The organism is Sphingomonas jaspsi DSM 18422 (genome assembly GCF_000585415.1).
Lineage (GTDB): Bacteria > Pseudomonadota > Alphaproteobacteria > Sphingomonadales > Sphingomonadaceae > Sphingomicrobium > Sphingomicrobium jaspsi.
Window position 1 is genome coordinate 41,985 of sequence record NZ_KK073876.1, and the last position, 15,702, is coordinate 57,686.

Here is a 15,702-nt window from a genome sequence, read left to right on the forward strand (position 1 = left end):
ATGGCGCACATTATTTCGATTTTGAGCCGTGGGTGCGGCGATAGGCCGAGGGGCTGCAGCCGAAAGCGGCGCGGAAGGCGCGGTTGAAGCTGGCCTTCGAACTGAACCCGCAATCGAGCGCGAGGTCGAGCAGGTCGGCGTCCGCGCCCCCGTCGATCCGCCGCGCCACTTCCTCGCTCCGCAGCCGGTTGATGACGGTCGAGAAATTCTGGCCCAGCCCTTCGTTGAACGCGCGCGACACATAGGCGGTGTTGGTGGCGAGCAAGCGCGCCAGGCGCGGCACGCTCAGCTCGGGATCGACATACAGCCGCTCCGCCCGCACCCGCTCCGCCCATTCGGCTGCCCGGCTTTTCCAATCAGGCCCGGCCTGCGGCGGCGGTTCCAGTTCGGTCAGGCGGGGAAAGGCCAGCGCGGCATGCCGCCAGCCCTCGATGCCGAGGAACAGGGCGAAGGCCGCAATCGCCACGTAAAGCCCCATCAGCCCGCGGTATCCAAGCGGCGAGACGAGATCCCACACGCCGTAGACCGTCCACACCGCCAACAGCAGGAACAGCGCCGCGACCGCGCGGATCAGCCAGTTGAGGGCGAAGCGATGATCGTCGCTGCGCTGGCTCGCCAGCCGTTCGCCATAGTCGCGGACCAGGCGCCGCGCCGCCCTGCCATAGGCGGCAAGGCCGACCACCACCCCGGTCCCGACGATGAGGTCGTAGCCGACCGACGCTTCGACCAGCCAGTCGTTCTTCAGCGGCTGGCGCAGCAGCAGGAAGCAGCCCGCGAGGTAGGCGAACTGCACCGCCCCGGGCAGCAGGTGCCGCCAGCCCCGCTCGGGCCAGGCCCCGACCACCAGCGCATGGACGTAAAGATAGGCGAGCGGCGCGATGGCAAGCGGGATCGCGACCGGCACGAAGCTCAATTCCTGCCAGCGGTCGTAAAATCCGGCAAAGCCGATCATCCACGGCGTAATCTGTCCCGCCAGCACGATCAGCAGCGCGGCCAGCGTTCGATTGGCGATGCGGTTGCGCAGCGGGCGCATCAGGGCGGCAGCAAGCAGCAGCAGCTGGACGAACGCGACCAGCAGGACTGCACTGCGCCACCCGAAGACGAGACCGGCCCCCATCGCCCCGTCATAGCCGCGGCAGCGCTAGGGCAAAAGCGCCCTCAGCGCAGCGACACCAGGAAGCGCTCGACCTCGCCCGTCGCGAAGTCGCCTTCCTCGCCCAGACCTTTGTTGAGGCTGCCGTGGCTCTCGCCCGGCACCACCGCCACCACCGCCGACGCGCCTGCCTTGCGCAGCGCGTCGGCCAGCCCGCACGACTGGGCCTGGCTGTCGGCGCGGCTCTGGATCGGCAGGATCAGCCAGTTTGCAACGTTCGGCGCGCCGGCATGCCGCGTCGGCGACAGCGCCGCCTGCCGCTTGGGATCGTTCGAGAAAGCCGCTTCGTACATCGGCTTGACGATGTTCATCTCCGCGCTCGACTGGCTCGGCACGTCATAACCGGCACCGTCGAGCAGCACGACGCCCTTCACCGCGGACAGCGGCACACCCGCATCCTTGAGATAATGCGTGTCGGTGCCGAGCAGTGCGACGAGGTGCGCGCCGGCGCTGTGCCCCATCAGCACGATGCGATCCGGGTCAAGGCCCCGCGCTGCCGCATTGGCCCTGAGCCACGCCAGCGCATTGGCCAGGTCCGCCGCCTGCTGTTCGACGCTCGCCTGCGGCACCAGCCGGTAGTTGGCGCTGGCAAAGGCCCAGCCCTGACCCGTCGCCCATGGCGCCTTCGTCTTTTCGCCCGCGACCTTGTCGCCGATCGACCATCCGCCGCCATGGACGAAGAACAGGATCGGCGCCTTCGTCGTCCCGCCCGGCACCATCAGGTCGAGCCGTTGCTTGGGGTCGCTGCCATAAGCGATTTCGACCATGCCGTCGGGCCGTTCCTGGCGCGCCATCGCGCGGTCGCTCATCGCCTTGCGACACGGATTACTAAGCTTGGGCAGCGCCGTCCGCAAACACTGGCCGAAACCGCCCTCCGCCCCGCGGCACAGCTGGATCAGTTCCTGCCGGCATTCGGCGGACATCCGCTCGCGCTGCGCAACCGCCGCCGCGCTGATCGCCAGGACGCACGCCGTCGCCGCCAATACCCACTTTTTCATCGCTTCCCTCCGGTGAAAACTGGACGTCAGGGGCCATATTCAATAGGCGGGGCGCTGAACCGCGCCTGAGCGGAAATGGTTAAGGCCTGTCGATGCGTATGCCCCTTTCTTTGCTGGTCGCAGCCCTGCTCGCCGGGCCTTCGATCGCCCAGTCGGATTTCGCCCAGCCGCGCCCCCCGACGCGCCAGGACTATTATGTAGTCGGCAATGCGCCGGTCCGCGCCCTGCCCGGCGCCAACCTCACCGTCACCTATTTCTTCGATTATCAATGCTCGGCCTGCCGCCGCTTCCACGCCGACGTGCGGACGGTCTTCGCCGCCGATCCGAAGCTGCGCATCATCTACCGCGACACGCCGATTTTCGGCCAGCGTTCGACCAATGCCGCGCGCGCCGCGATGGCCGCCAAATATCAGCGCAAGCATGATGCGTTCCACCACGCGCTGATGATCCAGCCGCTGCCGCTCGACGATGCCGCGATCCGCGCCGCCGCCGCGCGCGCCGGGGTCGACTGGCCGCGGCTGCAGCGCGACCTTGCCCTGCATGGCAAGGCGATCGACGCCCAGATCGCGCAGAACCAGAACCTGTCCGAAGCCGCCGGCATTTCCGGGACGCCGGGCTTCATCATCGGCGACACGCTGGTCGACGGCGCGCTCGACGCGAAAACCCTGCGCCTCGAAATCGCCGACGCGCGCAAGGCGAAAAAGCGCTGACACCGCTCCTTTGACCCCACGGTTTCAGCCGCTAAAGGGCGGCGTACCGCAAAGGAATTTCGAATCATGGGCAATGTCACCGTCATCGGCGCGCAGTGGGGCGACGAAGGCAAGGGCAAGATCGTCGACTGGCTGGCCAGCCGCGCCGACGTCGTGGTCCGCTTCCAGGGCGGCCACAACGCCGGTCATACGCTCGTCGTCGGCGACAATGTCTACAAGCTCTCGCTGCTGCCCAGCGGCATCGTCACCGGCACGCCGTCGGTGATCGGCAACGGCGTCGTGCTCGACCCCTGGGCGCTGAACGCCGAGGTCGAAAAGCTGCGCGGCCAGGGCGTCCGCATCGAACCCGACGTGCTGATGATCGCCGAGACCTGCCCGCTGATCCTGCCCATCCACCGCGACCTTGACGCGATGCGCGAAGACGCCAGCGGCGCGGGCAAGATCGGCACCACCCGCCGCGGCATCGGCCCGGCCTATGAAGACAAGGTCGGCCGCCGCGCCATCCGCGTCTGCGACCTGGCGCACCTTGACGAGCTCGACCCGCTGCTCGACCGCCTGTGCGCGCACCACGATCACCTTCGCGCCGGCTTCGGCGAGCCTGCCGTCGACCGCGAGCGCCTGAAGGCCGACCTCGCCGAAATCGCCGACTTCGTGCTGCAGTTCGCCCGCCCCGTGTGGCGCGACCTCGACGAGGCCAAGCGCCGCGGCCGCCGCATCCTGTTCGAAGGCGCGCAGGGCGTGCTGCTCGACGTCGACCATGGCACCTACCCCTTCGTCACCTCGTCCAACACGGTGGCGGGGACGACCGGCAGCGGCAGCGGCATGGGCCCCGGCGCGGCGGGCTTCGTGCTTGGCATCGTCAAGGCCTACACCACCCGCGTCGGCTCCGGCCCCTTCCCGACCGAACTGGAAGACGAGGTCGGCCAGCGATTGGGCGAGCGCGGCCATGAATTCGGGACCGTCACGGGCCGCCGCCGCCGCTGCGGCTGGTTCGACGCGGTGCTGGTCAAGCAATCCGCCGCGGTCAGCGGCATCACCGGCATCGCGCTCACCAAGATCGACGTGCTTGACGGCATGGACCGGGTGAAGATCTGCACCGGCTACAAGATCGGCGACACCGTCTACGACTATCTCCCGCCTCACGCCGCCGACCAGGCGCGCGCGACCCCGATCTATGAAGAAATGGACGGCTGGCAGGGGACCACAGCCGGCGCCCGCAGCTGGGCCGACCTCCCCGCGCAGGCGATCAAATATGTCCGCCGCATCGAAGAACTGATCCGCTGCCCGGTAGCGCTGGTCAGCACCTCGCCTGACCGCGACGACACGATTTTGGTGAGCGATCCGTTTTCGGCTTAGGCAGCGAATGTCCGCCAACGACCCATTGCGGTCATTAAACCATTAGGCCAACCTGCCCTGATGTTTTCGTCCGCTTTGCTTGGGCTAGCGTTGGCCGCTTACGTCGAGGCGGGTTCATCGCAGCTATCAACCGCACCGGCGTCGGTCGTCGAAGCTCGGCTAACTAGGGTCGAAGATATTGCAGGGCGGCCGGGCGCACCCTGCATCTGCGATGAGAATGGCACCCTGATGTTGGACAGTTCTTGGCGGCTGTATTTCGCACCACTGCGTACTTTATACGGACCAGCATTTCGGGCTCCCTTGTATTTCGACCAAGCCTCGGCACAGCCGATTACGGGCCGCAAATATCTGCTTGTCGTGTCGCACGAAGACAGCGGGAGCGTAGTGGTCTGGACAGGATCAGTCGCGGGGGGACTATGCTTGGAAGCCAATGAAATCACTTCTTACGGGATTGAGGCGGCAGCGCGGAAGCGCCCCTGTCGCAACTGATTAGGCCAGTCGGCTAAAGTCAGCTTTCCACCCATTGGGGCCCGTCCGCTTTTCGCTGTCCTACAGCGCTGATCTTGTGTCACCGTCATCGAGGGCTCTTTGAACCCGTCGAACGTTCCCGATGTCGCTCGCGCGATCGACGTCACGACTGTGAAAAGTGTGAAAAGTCGCGTAGTCCATGCTCGCCTGTCCCCCGGACAGGCTGCGCGTGGCCTAAGTTCACGCAAACGGTCGAAAAAGGCGCCTTTGGTGAGCCGATAGTGAAGCTAAGGGCGTGCGGAATGCGTCGCGGCGAAGCCGCGCCGTCGGTCCTGTCTGCGCTTCGCTTGCAGGCCGTCCGCTTTCGCTAGCTCTTCGCGCTGGCTCGCGATTGTCACGACAATCGCTCCCCTGCGCTCGGTTAGCTCAAGGTCAAATCCGGCGCGTCTTCGGCCTTCATGCCGACGACGTTGTAGCCCGCGTCGACATGGTGGATTTCGCCCGTCACGCCGCTCGCCAGGTCGCTGAGCAGGTAGAGGCCAGCGCCGCCGACATCCTCGATCGTCACGTTGCGGCGCAGCGGCGAATTATATTCGTTCCACTTCATGATGTAGCGGAAGTCACCGATTCCGCTAGCGGCCAGCGTCTTGATCGGGCCTGCGCTGATCGCGTTGACGCGGATGCCTTCGGGGCCGAGGTCGGCGGCGAGATACTTCACCGATGTTTCCAGCGCCGCCTTGGCCACGCCCATGACGTTGTAATGCGGGATGACCTTTTCCGCGCCGTAATAGCTCAGGGTCAGCAGCGATCCGCCCGGCTTCATCATCGCCCGCGCCCGCTGGGCCACCGCGGCGAAGGAATAGACGCTGATGTTCATCGTCATCAGGAAATTGTCGAGGCTGGTGTCGACATAGCCGCCGCGCAGCTCGTTCTTGTCCGAAAAGCCGATCGCATGGACGACGAAGTCGATGCCGTCCCAGCGCGACTTCAGTTCCGCGAACGCTTCGTCGAGCTTGGCCATGTCGCTGACGTCGCAGTCGAAGCAGAAATCGCTGCCCAGCTGCTCGGCCAGCGGCCGCACCCGCTTTTCCAGCGCCTCGCCCTGGTAGCTGAACGCCAGCTCGGCGCCCTGCTCGGCCAGCAGTTTCGAAATGCCCCAGGCCAGCGACTTGTCGTTGGCCAGCCCCATGATCAGGCCGCGCTTTCCGGCCATCAATCCCGCCATGCGGTCTTCCCCTATTTTCCGGCCGCCTGACGCGACCGATCGACTGCCTCGTCGGATGCCGGCTCGCCGACCTTCAACTCGTCGGCGTACGGCCCCTCATACTGCTCGCCCCTTAGCGCCAAATCGCCCGGTTCCGCCAGCGCCGCGTTGAGCTCCGCCCCCGCGACCACGCCAAGTCCGACGACGAAGAAGAACAGCAGGACGACGATCACGCCGCCCAGGCTGCCGTAGGTCAGGGCATAGCCCCCGAACAGTCCGACGATGTCGGGCAGGATTTCGGCGGTGGCGAACCACCACAGGGTGACGACCAGCGCGCCGGGCCACTTGCGGCACTCCAGTGTCCGGTACCGCGCCGGGGTCAGCGCAAGGAAGAGGATGTAGAAAGTGAAGAACAAGGTCGCCACCGGGACCAGCCGGTAAAGGCCCAGCTCATGCGCCAGCCCGTTGGAAAAGGGCAGCCGCTGGACGATCACATGGTGGATCGACGACAGCGCGACCGTCACAGCGAAGGCGACCAGCAGCAGGATCACCGACCCGATAATCATCAGCATCGACCCCAGCCGATACTGCCAGAAGCTGGCCGAATATTTGACGCCATAGGCCCGCCGCAAAATGTCGCGGATCGTTTCGATGAAGCTCGCCGTGGTCCACAGGCCGACCAGTGCGCCGAACCACAGCAGCGCGCCTGAACGACCGGCCAGCACTTCCTGGATCGGCCCGCGCAGCACGTCGTCGACCACCGCCGGCAACCGCGCAAGGATCGTTGACACCGCGCGCGCCGTGTCCTCTGCGCGCCCCAACAGGCGGGCGACGGCCGCGGCGAGGATGATGAACGGGAACAGCGCCAGCAGTGACAGGTAGGCAAGGTTGCCCGCGTGAATGAAGCCGTCGTCGTAAAGGCCGACCGCGACCCGCTTGGCGATCACCAGCGGCTGGATTTCCCGCTTCGCCCGCTCGACCGCTTCCTTGCCGAAGCGTGCCCTGAGCCGGGCCAGCCGCTTGCGCCGTTCCTCGGGCGAGTGGGGATGATGTTCGAGCATCAGGCCCGCTTAAACGCCGAGCCCTGCGCGCGGGTTGCCACCGCCGTCCCAGCTTTCGGCAAAGCGTTCCAGCGCCTCGTCGCCTTGCGGCACATCGATTGCCAGTTCGACCAGAAGGTCGCCGCGCTGCCCGTCCTTGCCCAGAAATCCGCGGCCCTTGAGTCGCAGCAGCTTGCCGCTGCTCGACCCCTTGGGCACCGACAGCATCACCGGCCCTTCGGGCGTCGGCACCTTCACCTTGGCGCCCAGCACCGCTTCCTTCAGCGTCACGGGCAGCGTCAGGCGGATGTTCTGGCCGTCGCGGACGTAAAAGGGATGACTGCCGATCTCGATCGTCACGATTGCGTCGCCCTTGCCGCCAGGACCCTCTTCGCCCTGGCCGGTCAGGCGGACCTTGGTGCCGCTGTCGACCCCCTTGGGCAGCTTGAGGTCGATGGTTCGATTGCCCGACAGGGTCACCCGCTGGTCGCGCATCGTCACCGCGTCGACAAACGGCACCTTCAGCCGATACTGGACGTCGGCGCCTTTCTGCGGCGCGCGCTGCTGGCGGAACCCACCGAATCCGCCGGTACTGCCGCGACGCTGGCCGGTCGCCGCGCCGAACAGCCCTTCGAACAGGTCGCTAAGGTCTGCGCCTTCACCGAAGCCACCTCCGCCGCCGCCCGGAAACCCGTCGGCACCGCCGCGGCTCGCCGAGCGGGAATAGCCGCCGCCGCCGAAGCCTGCGCCGAACGGGCTGCGCGGATTGCCTTCGTCATCGATTTCGCCGCGATCATACTGGGCGCGCTTTTCCTTGTCGGCCAGGATGTCATAGGCGCGCGTCACCGCCGAAAAGCGTTCGGCGGCCTTGGGATTGTCCTTGTTTCGGTCAGGGTGCAGCTGCTTGGCCAGGCTGCGATAGGCCTTCTTGATCTCGGCCTCGGTCGCGCTGCGCTGCACACCCAATTGCTGGTAAAGGTCCAATTTGCGTCCTTTGTTGTCTTGCGTCCCGTTTCCAGCCGTCGGCGCTGCGCGTCAAGCTTCCCCTCGACAGGCGGCGGCGCAATCGGCAAAGGCTTGGGTCATGGCGGACGATCCTTTCTTGCTGTTCGACAGCTGGCTGGCCGAAGCGAAGCAGAGCGAGCCGAACGATCCCGAAGCGATGGCGCTGGCCACCTCGACGCGCGAGGGACGGCCGTCGGTCCGCATGGTCTTGCTGAAAGGTCATGGCCCTGCCGGCTTCGTCTTCTACACAAACGCCGACAGCCGCAAGGGCGGCGATCTGGCGGACAATCCGCACGTCGCGCTGCTGTTTCACTGGAAGTCGTTGCGCCGCCAGATCCGGATCGAGGGTCCGGTGGCCGAGGTGAGCGACGACGAAGCCGACGCCTATTTCGCCAGCCGGTCGCGCGACAGCCAGCTTGGCGCCCATGCCTCGCTCCAGTCCCGCCCGCTCGACCAGCGCGCGACGTTCGAGGCGCGATTTGAAGAGGTGAAGGCCAGGTTCGAAGGGCAGGATGTGCCCCGCCCCGCGCGCTGGACCGGGTTTCGCGTCACGCCCGAGCAGATCGAGTTCTGGAGCGATCGCGCCCATCGCCTGCACGAACGCCGCCTGTTCGTCCGTGACGGCCAGGGCTGGAGTGAAGGATATCTGTATCCATGAGCAACGACCGCACTGCTCTCACCACCCGCGCCGCCGCCGCCAGCATTTCGATGGCGGTCTTCCTGGTCGCGATGAAAGGCTATGCAGCCTGGAAAACCGGGTCGGTGGCCATGCTGGGCAGCCTTGCCGATACGGCGCTGGACCTGGTCGCAAGCATCGTGACGCTGCTTGGCGTTCGCTGGGCGGCGATGCCCGCGGACGAGGAGCATCGCTTCGGCCACGGCAAGGCTGAAGCGCTGGCGGCGCTGACCCAAGTCATCCTGATCACCATCTCGGCGCTGGGCATCGCCTGGCGCGCGATCGACCGACTGGGCAAGGGCGCGGCGACCGAAGGGCTGGAAATGGGGGTCGGCGTGTCGGCGGTGGCGATGGCCGCGACCGTGGCGCTGCTCGCCTACCAGCGCTACGTCATCCGCAAGACTAAGTCGGTCGCGATCGAAACCGACCATGTCCATTACCAGTCCGACCTGCTGCTCAACCTGTCGGTGATCGTCGCGCTGGTGCTCGACCAATATCTCGGCTGGCGCAGCGCGGACCCGATCTTCGGCATCGGCATCGCCTTGTGGCTGATTTACGGCGCCTTCCGCGCCGCAAGCCGGTCGATCGACCAGCTGATGGACCGCGAATGGCCCGAGGAGCGCCGCCTGCAGTTCCTCGAGTTGATCAAGAGCCACCCGGAACTGCACGGCATTCACGAACTTCGCACCCGCACGTCGGGCGGGCATGATTTTGCCCAGTTCCACATCTGGGTCGATCCCGACCTGACGATCGTCGAAGCGCACCGGGTGATGGACGAGGTCGAAGCGGTGATCCAGGAGCATTTCCCGGGCACGGAGGTGCTGATCCATCCCGATCCCAAGGGCCTCGCCGAACCCGGCCAGAACCTGATGGCGACATGACCCCCATTCCCTTTTTCCAGGTCGACGCCGCGGCGGATCGGCCCTTCGCCGGCAATCCGGCAGCGGTCATGCCGCTGGACCACTGGCTGGCCGACGAGGTGATGCAAGCGATCGCGCAAGAGAATAACCTGTCGGAGACCGCCTTCACCGTTCCGTGCGACACGGACGAAGCGGATTACCACCTGCGCTGGTTCACGCCGACGGACGAGGTGGACATGTGCGGCCATGCGACGCTGGCCGCCGGCCATGTGCTGTCGCACGGCAAGCCGCTGCGGTTCCTGACGCGGTCCGGGGTGCTCACCGTGTCGCGCGACGAACAGGATGAGGGACTGTTGCAGCTCGACCTTCCGGCAGGCGTGCTGCGCGAGGACGAGGTGCCCGGTCTGGCCGCTGCGCTGGGGCTGAGCGAGCGCACCGCCTGGCTGGCGGACGGCTGCAACGACAGCGCAATCATGCTTCTCGACAACGAAGCGCAGGTGCGCGCGGTGCGGCCCGACTTTGCGGCGCTGAAGGCGCTGCCGCACATGGCCATCGTCACCGCCCCGGGCGCCGAACACGCCATCGCCAGTCGGGTATTCTGCCCCTACCTAGGCATTGACGAAGATCCGGTGACCGGGTCGGCGCATGCCGCGCTGGTCCCGTTCTGGGCGGAGCGGTTGGGCCGGACGCGCTTCACCGCGTTGCAGGCAAGCAAGCGTTCCGGAACGTTCGATTGCGAATTGAGGGGCGACCGGGTGGTCCTCGGCGCGCGCTGCGTCACCGTAATCGAAGGCTATTTCCAGCTTTAGCCCAGCCGACGACCGAGCGCTCGAAGACGCTGCTCGATCTCGTCGATGAGTTGCAGCGATTGTCCGTGAGCGGCCAATATATGCGGGTCCGAGGACAGGGCATCCCCCAACGTTTCGAGCCGCTCGAGCATCTGGTCGATATCCGCCCCGGGCGTCGTCAAAACAGCGTCGAATCCGCGCATGGGTTCGATCGGCGACACGTCGGGTCTGGGGTCGACCGCGATGGCGGCGCGGGCCTCGGCGATGCGCTGATCGACCTCGGCCTGGTGTGCGGGCATTCGCGACATCCATGCCTGGGTATCGATCGTGCCGGTCAGCGTCAGTCCGCACCGACCGCTGTCGCACCAGGCGATCGTGCCGACGGCCGCCAGCGCGCCGCGCGACAGCTCGATGACCGTTCCGACGGGCGGCAGGCTGGGCGCTTCGATCAGCGCGCCCTTGGCCGACATGTTGCGAACGCGGACGGGATGGGCGTTGGTGGCGGTGCGAAGTGTCGCTGACACGAACATCGACGTCCGCACCGACTTTCGCAGGTCGTTGGGGCGGCCGCCCGCTTCGGCAATCGTCATCATCACGCCACCCGCCTTGAAGTCGGACCGAGCAGGATGGTGATGCATCCATTACGCGGCGGAAACAAGCTCCTGCGCCATTGTGGAAGTAATCGTCCCGCCACCGAGCACCCGGTCGCCGTCGTAGAAGACCGCCGACTGACCGGGCGCAACGCCATATTCGGCCTGATCGAAGGTCAGTGACCGGCCGTCCCACCGCGCGGAAACAGGGCGCGCGAGGCTGCGGACCTTGGCTTCCACCAGTTGTTGGTCTTCGGCCAGCCAGTTGATGCCTTCAACGGTCGCGGACGCGACGGCCAGTGCGCGGCGCGGGCCGACCACCAGGCGCTGCGTTTCAGGTTCGATGCGAACGACGTAGAGCGGTTCGGGCTGGCCGCCGATCTCAATCCCGCGCCGCTGGCCGATGGTGAAATGGACGACGCCGTCGTGACGTCCGAGCACCTCGCCGTTCAGGTCGACGATGTCGCCCGGCGCCGCCGTTTCGGGGCGCAGGCGCTTGACCAGGCCGGCATAGTCGCCGTCGGGCACGAAGCAGATGTCCTGGCTGTCGGGCTTGTCGGCGACGATCAGGCCCGCCTCCGCGGCCAGCTTGCGCACCTCGCTCTTGGGCAGGTCGCCGAGCGGGAAGCGCAGGAAGTCGAGCTGGTCGCGGGTCGTGCCGTAGAGGAAATAGCTTTGGTCGCGCGACGGATCGCGGCCCTTCCACAGTTCCACCCGGCCATCGCGTTCGACGCGGCGAACATAATGGCCCGTCGCCAGGCAGTCCGCGCCAAGCTCGCGCGCGAAGGCGACGAGGTCGGTGAACTTCACACCCTGGTTGCACAGGCTGCACGGCACCGGGGTCCGGCCCGCCGCATATTCGTCCGCGAAGCGGTCGATCACGCCGGTCCGGAAGCGGCTTTCGTAATCGAGCACATAATGCGGAATGCCGAGCCGGTCGCAGACCGTCTTGGCATCATAGATGTCCTGGCCCGCGCAGCAGGCGCCGCTGCGCTTCACCGCTTCGCCATGATCGTATAGCTGCAGCGTGACGCCGACCACTTCGGCGCCGGTCCTGGCAGCCAGCGCGGCGACCACTGACGAATCGACGCCGCCGGACATGGCCACGACAATTCGCGCCGAATTGGCGTCTTTTTTGAGGTCGAAACTGGGAAACATCGGGCGGGCCTTTACCGGAAATTCACCCTGTTCGGCTAGACCGTGCTGATCGACAACGGGCTCAAGGGGCAAAAATTGGCTCGAATCGACGGAGATTTCGAAAAGGCAGGAGAGGCTTCGGTCGACCTTGCCGAACTGATGCTGGTGCTGTCTTCGGCAGCGACGGCGGGGATTCGGGACCGGCATGACGCCATGGCCTGTTTCCTCTCTGCCAGCGAGGGGTGGCGGGACGCCAAGGGGGCGCTGAAAGGCACCTTCGCGGGGCTTGCCGAGCGGGCAGGGTTAACGGGCGAGAAGGAATGATGAAGAATCGGGTTACCAGCCCGTTTCAGACCTTTTCAACGGCCTTCGGTTAAATCGAGGCCATCGGTTGAAGTTTAACGTGACTGAGGTTTAGCGAATGCTCGAGAACCAGAAAATCCGGCCCGCGCAGGTCATCGGCCCCTTGGGTGAGCCGTTGACGCTCGATTCGCTGCCGCCCCCCAGCACCACCCGTTGGGTCGTGCGTCGCAAGGCGGAAGTCGTAGCGGCGGTCGCCGGCGGCCTGCTGACCGTCGACGAGGCGTGCCAGCGCTATACGCTGAGCCTTGAAGAATTTACCGGCTGGCAGCGTGCAGTCGACCGGTCGGGCATGCCCGGCCTGCGCGTGACGCGCATCAAGCATTACCGCGACCAATATGAGCGGCAGCAACGCTACTGATCATTTTCGTCCGTCCCCGTGACGAAATTTCGGCCCCGTCGGTTATCCGGCGGGGCCTTTTTTTTCAACAGCTTGGCCGATCGTTTCGTTTCCGACACTAGACAAAACGATGCTTTGCCGGAACAACCGCAGGGCATCGTGCGTCTAGGATGCCGGAAGGCGCTCCGCGTGTAAGGGAGCGGCCTAAAACAGGAGGAACGCTCATGGGTATCATCATTTGGCTCGTCGTCGGCGGCGTTGTAGGTTGGCTCGCCAGCATCGTCATGCGCACCGACGCGCAGCAGGGCATCATTCTCAACATCGTGGTCGGCATCATCGGTGCCTTCCTCGCCGGCCTGGTCGTCGGTGGCGGCTCGATCAATCAGGACATCAACCTGATGAGCTTCCTCTGGTCGCTGGTTGGCGCGATCGTCCTTCTGGGCATCGTCAACCTGGTCCGTCGCGGCAGCGTTCGCTAAGCGCGCTACCAGACTAACCTCACGACATGAAAAGAAGGGCCGGCGGTACGAACCGCCGGCCCTTTTCTGTTGGTCATTGCAGTTCGAAACTCATCGACACGCTGACCTGCAACTGCTGCGTGCCGGGGTCGATCTCGGTCTTCGCGACGCGCGCACCCGTCACGACAATGTCGGACGCATAGGGCATCGGCGGCGGGACGGACGCGCCGGCCTCGCTGACCGAGATCAGCTTCACCACCCGCTTGCCAAGCGCTTTTGCATAAAGGTCGGCCTTGGCCTTGCCGTTGGCGATCGCCTTCACCCGCGCTTCGTCATAGGCGCTGTCGGGCTTGTCGATCGTCAGGCTCGGCCCGCTGATCTGGTTGGCACCTTCCTTGACCAGCGCATCCAGGATCGCACCGCTGCGCTTGAGGTCGCGGAACTTCACACTGACGTTGTTGCTGGCGCGATATCCGGTGAGCACCGGCGGCTGGTTGTTGTCGTAGCGATATTCGGGGTTGAGGCTGATCGTCGACGTTTGGATGTCCGCATCGGCGATGCCGGCCCGCTTCAGCGCGGCGCGAACGCGTTCCATGCGCGTCGCATTGTCTTCGATCGCCGCAGTCGCGGTCGGCTGCAACGTCTGCACGCCCGCCGAAATGACGGCGAGGTCGGGCACACGGGTCACCTCACCGCTGGCGACGATGTCGAGCCTGGTACCGGCCAGCGCCTGCGCCGATGCCGTTGTGGAAATGCCCGCTGCCGCTGCCAGCGCCAGCGGGGCAATCAAAGATTTACGCATCCATCACTCCATCCAAAGAAAAGGGCCACCGCCCAACGCTTGCGCGCGGACAATGGCCCCAAGCTGAACGATGGTCGGGTTCAGCCGCGGCGGCGCAGCACCAGACGATATACGATGAGGATGAGGATCGCGCCGACGATGGCGGCGAGGAAGCCCGCGGCTTCGCCGTCCTGGTACCAGCCCACCGCCTTTCCAAGGAACCCGGCCAGCAAGGCGCCGGCAATGCCGAGGAGGATGGTCACGATGCAGCCACCCGGGTCCTTGCCGGGCATCAACAGCTTGGCAATACCGCCGGCCAGAAGGCCGATGATCAGCCAGGCAACCACTCCATGATCCGCCAGATAACCCATCGATCGCTCTCCCATTGAACAATGTGGCCGGCATAGCACCACGGCGATGACAGATTGGCAACAGCCTTCGTGGGTGGAAGCCAGCCAGCCGTTCGTAGAAAATAGCCTTCCGAACGACGCCGGAACGATACAGTTGCTACTGGTGACTTATTGGCGTAATACAGCTGCTGCAGATTGCAGCGCGCTGCATTACGGAAAATGGCGGAAAGAATGCGTCTTATGAACCGGGAATCGAGATTTGGGCCCTCCGACACGCTGATCGTGGTCGATCGCAGCAAGGGCCGACGGAACATCATCATCGCGGTGGTCGCGGTGCTGGTGCTGGCGGTCGCGGCCTATATGATGTTCGCCAAGAAGCCGGCCGAAAACGCCGCCGCGGCGGACGCCGGCGGTCGCGGACAGATTCCGACGGTCACTGTCATCGTCCCGGGCCGTAGCGAAGTCGCGCGCACCGTCACCGCATCGGGCGCACTGGCGGCCCGTCGCGACCAGCCGGTCGGCGTTGCGGGCGAAGGCGGCCTTGTCCGCGCGGTGCTGGTCGATGCGGGGACCTGGGTCCGCCAGGGCCAGGTGCTGGCCACCATCGACCGTTCGGTACAGGCGCAGACCGCGGCGCAGCTGGCGGCTCAAGTGTCGGCCGCGCGCGCCGACGCCGCGCTGGCGCAAAATGAATATGAGCGCAGTGCCGCCTTGGTCGATCGCGGTTTCGTGTCCAAGGCCGACCTCGATCGCAAGCGTGCCGCCCGCGATGCCGCCGCCGCGCGTGTCCGCGTCGCCGAGGCGCAGCTGGGCGCGACCCGTGCGCAGATCGGCCGCCTCGACGTCCGCGCGCCGAAGAGCGGCCTCATCCTCGCCCGCAATGTCGAAGTCGGCCAGATCGTCAGCGCCGGCAGCGGCGCGCTGTTCCGCCTGGCGGAAGGCGGCGAAATGGAAATGCGCGCGCAGATGAGCCAGCAGGATCTTGCGCTGGTTCACACCGGCATGCCGGCGGGCGTCACCCCGATCGGTTCCGACCGCACCTTCAGCGGCCGGGTGTGGCAGGTCGCGCCGACCATCGATCCGACGTCGCGCCAGGGCCAGGTCCGCATTTCCGTGCCCTACGACCCCGCCATCCGTCCCGGCGGCTTTGCGGAAGCCAAGATCGCGGCCGGCACCATGACCGCCCCGCTGCTGCCGCAAAGCGCGGTGCTGAGCGATGAGAAGGGCAATTATGTCTACATCATCGACGGCAAGAACCAGGTCCAGCGACGCGACGTGAAAATCGGCAGCGTCGACGATCAGGGCGTGACCGTTTCGGAAGGTATCAGCGGTGCCGAAACCGTGGTGCTGTCGGCCGGTCCGTTCCTCAACCCGGGTCAGAAAATCTCGCCCAAGCGCCAGGCAGCCCGTTAAGCCGCCCGGCATCCA

The 15,702-nt window shown here is 65.9% G+C and carries 18 protein-coding genes; 9 read left to right on the forward strand and 9 right to left on the reverse strand.

What is annotated here, in order from left to right:
- Nucleotides 1-10: 10 nt before the first annotated feature.
- Nucleotides 11-1,117: a helix-turn-helix domain-containing protein gene (locus G570_RS00230; protein WP_037497866.1), complete on the reverse strand. Its 1,107-nt coding sequence runs from the start codon at nucleotides 1,115-1,117 to the stop codon at nucleotides 11-13.
- A 41-nt stretch (nucleotides 1,118-1,158) separates the two neighbouring features.
- Nucleotides 1,159-2,151: an alpha/beta hydrolase gene (locus G570_RS00235; RefSeq protein ID WP_245600228.1), complete on the reverse strand. Its 993-nt coding sequence runs from the start codon at nucleotides 2,149-2,151 to the stop codon at nucleotides 1,159-1,161.
- A gap of 92 nt (nucleotides 2,152-2,243) precedes the next feature.
- Here G570_RS00235 and G570_RS00240 point away from each other — a divergent pair, with 92 nt between their 5' ends.
- The gene (locus tag G570_RS00240) at nucleotides 2,244-2,861 is read left to right on the forward strand and encodes a DsbA family protein (protein ID WP_084607389.1); all 618 of its coding nucleotides are present in this window, start codon (nucleotides 2,244-2,246) and stop codon (nucleotides 2,859-2,861) included.
- A 66-nt stretch (nucleotides 2,862-2,927) separates the two neighbouring features.
- Nucleotides 2,928-4,217, forward strand: coding sequence for an adenylosuccinate synthase (locus G570_RS00245; protein ID WP_037497869.1), 1,290 nt, complete (start codon nucleotides 2,928-2,930; stop codon nucleotides 4,215-4,217).
- An 889-nt stretch (nucleotides 4,218-5,106) separates the two neighbouring features.
- Here the strand turns inward: G570_RS00245 and fabI are convergent.
- Genes fabI through G570_RS00260 form a run of 3 tightly spaced genes read right to left on the reverse strand, consistent with a single transcriptional unit; the run spans nucleotide 5,107 to nucleotide 7,913 of the window.
- Nucleotides 5,107-5,910, reverse strand: coding sequence for an enoyl-ACP reductase FabI (gene fabI / locus G570_RS00250; RefSeq protein ID WP_037497872.1), 804 nt, complete (start codon nucleotides 5,908-5,910; stop codon nucleotides 5,107-5,109).
- An 11-nt stretch (nucleotides 5,911-5,921) separates the two neighbouring features.
- Nucleotides 5,922-6,950: a YihY/virulence factor BrkB family protein gene (locus tag G570_RS00255; RefSeq protein WP_051503886.1), complete on the reverse strand. Its 1,029-nt coding sequence runs from the start codon at nucleotides 6,948-6,950 to the stop codon at nucleotides 5,922-5,924.
- A gap of 9 nt (nucleotides 6,951-6,959) precedes the next feature.
- Nucleotides 6,960-7,913, reverse strand: coding sequence for a DnaJ C-terminal domain-containing protein (locus G570_RS00260; RefSeq protein ID WP_037497875.1), 954 nt, complete (start codon nucleotides 7,911-7,913; stop codon nucleotides 6,960-6,962).
- A gap of 100 nt (nucleotides 7,914-8,013) precedes the next feature.
- Here G570_RS00260 and pdxH point away from each other — a divergent pair, with 100 nt between their 5' ends.
- Genes pdxH through G570_RS00275 form a run of 3 tightly spaced genes read left to right on the forward strand, consistent with a single transcriptional unit; the run spans nucleotide 8,014 to nucleotide 10,279 of the window.
- The gene (gene pdxH / locus G570_RS00265) at nucleotides 8,014-8,592 is read left to right on the forward strand and encodes a pyridoxamine 5'-phosphate oxidase (protein ID WP_037497878.1); all 579 of its coding nucleotides are present in this window, start codon (nucleotides 8,014-8,016) and stop codon (nucleotides 8,590-8,592) included.
- Complete coding sequence (locus G570_RS00270) at nucleotides 8,589-9,491, forward strand: cation diffusion facilitator family transporter (protein ID WP_037497880.1); 903 nt, start codon at nucleotides 8,589-8,591, stop codon at nucleotides 9,489-9,491. The genes pdxH and G570_RS00270 overlap by 4 nt, the downstream gene beginning before the upstream one ends.
- Nucleotides 9,488-10,279: a PhzF family phenazine biosynthesis protein gene (locus G570_RS00275; RefSeq protein ID WP_037497882.1), complete on the forward strand. Its 792-nt coding sequence runs from the start codon at nucleotides 9,488-9,490 to the stop codon at nucleotides 10,277-10,279. Before G570_RS00270 ends, G570_RS00275 begins: the two co-directional genes overlap by 4 nt.
- Here G570_RS00275 and G570_RS00280 read toward each other — a convergent pair.
- Together G570_RS00280 and mnmA are read right to left on the reverse strand one after the other, a co-directional pair.
- Nucleotides 10,276-10,851 (reverse strand): PilZ domain-containing protein, encoded by a 576-nt coding sequence (locus G570_RS00280; RefSeq protein WP_245600310.1) that lies wholly within the window; start codon nucleotides 10,849-10,851, stop codon nucleotides 10,276-10,278. The two genes, G570_RS00275 and G570_RS00280, sit on opposite strands and share 4 nt — an antisense overlap.
- 48 nt (nucleotides 10,852-10,899) lie before the next feature.
- On the reverse strand, nucleotides 10,900-12,006 hold the full coding sequence (mnmA, locus tag G570_RS00285; RefSeq protein ID WP_037497884.1) for a tRNA 2-thiouridine(34) synthase MnmA: 1,107 nt from the start codon (nucleotides 12,004-12,006) through the stop codon (nucleotides 10,900-10,902).
- Between the two features lie 75 nt (nucleotides 12,007-12,081).
- On the opposite strand from mnmA, the gene G570_RS13815 reads away from it, so the two are divergent.
- The 3 genes from G570_RS13815 to G570_RS00300 all read left to right on the forward strand — a co-directional run bounded on the left by G570_RS13815 (nucleotide 12,082) and on the right by G570_RS00300 (nucleotide 13,164).
- Nucleotides 12,082-12,309 carry a hypothetical protein gene (locus G570_RS13815; RefSeq protein ID WP_169731711.1) on the forward strand — a complete coding sequence of 76 codons (228 nt, stop codon included), beginning with the start codon at nucleotides 12,082-12,084 and terminating at the stop codon, nucleotides 12,307-12,309.
- 97 nt (nucleotides 12,310-12,406) lie between these two features.
- Nucleotides 12,407-12,706 (forward strand): CtrA inhibitor SciP, encoded by a 300-nt coding sequence (sciP, locus tag G570_RS00295; protein ID WP_037497888.1) that lies wholly within the window; start codon nucleotides 12,407-12,409, stop codon nucleotides 12,704-12,706.
- A gap of 203 nt (nucleotides 12,707-12,909) precedes the next feature.
- Nucleotides 12,910-13,164, forward strand: coding sequence for a GlsB/YeaQ/YmgE family stress response membrane protein (locus tag G570_RS00300; protein WP_037497891.1), 255 nt, complete (start codon nucleotides 12,910-12,912; stop codon nucleotides 13,162-13,164).
- 73 nt (nucleotides 13,165-13,237) lie between these two features.
- On the opposite strand, the gene G570_RS00305 is transcribed toward G570_RS00300, so the two are convergent.
- Complete coding sequence (locus G570_RS00305) at nucleotides 13,238-13,945, reverse strand: SIMPL domain-containing protein (RefSeq protein ID WP_037497894.1); 708 nt, start codon at nucleotides 13,943-13,945, stop codon at nucleotides 13,238-13,240.
- Nucleotides 13,946-14,025: 80 nt separating this feature from the next.
- A complete protein-coding gene (locus G570_RS00310) occupies nucleotides 14,026-14,295 on the reverse strand; it encodes a GlsB/YeaQ/YmgE family stress response membrane protein (RefSeq protein WP_037497897.1) in 270 nt (89 codons plus the stop codon).
- Between the two features lie 210 nt (nucleotides 14,296-14,505).
- On the opposite strand from G570_RS00310, the gene G570_RS00315 reads away from it, so the two are divergent.
- Nucleotides 14,506-15,687 (forward strand): efflux RND transporter periplasmic adaptor subunit, encoded by a 1,182-nt coding sequence (locus G570_RS00315; RefSeq protein WP_342665212.1) that lies wholly within the window; start codon nucleotides 14,506-14,508, stop codon nucleotides 15,685-15,687.
- Nucleotides 15,688-15,702 lie beyond the last annotated feature (15 nt).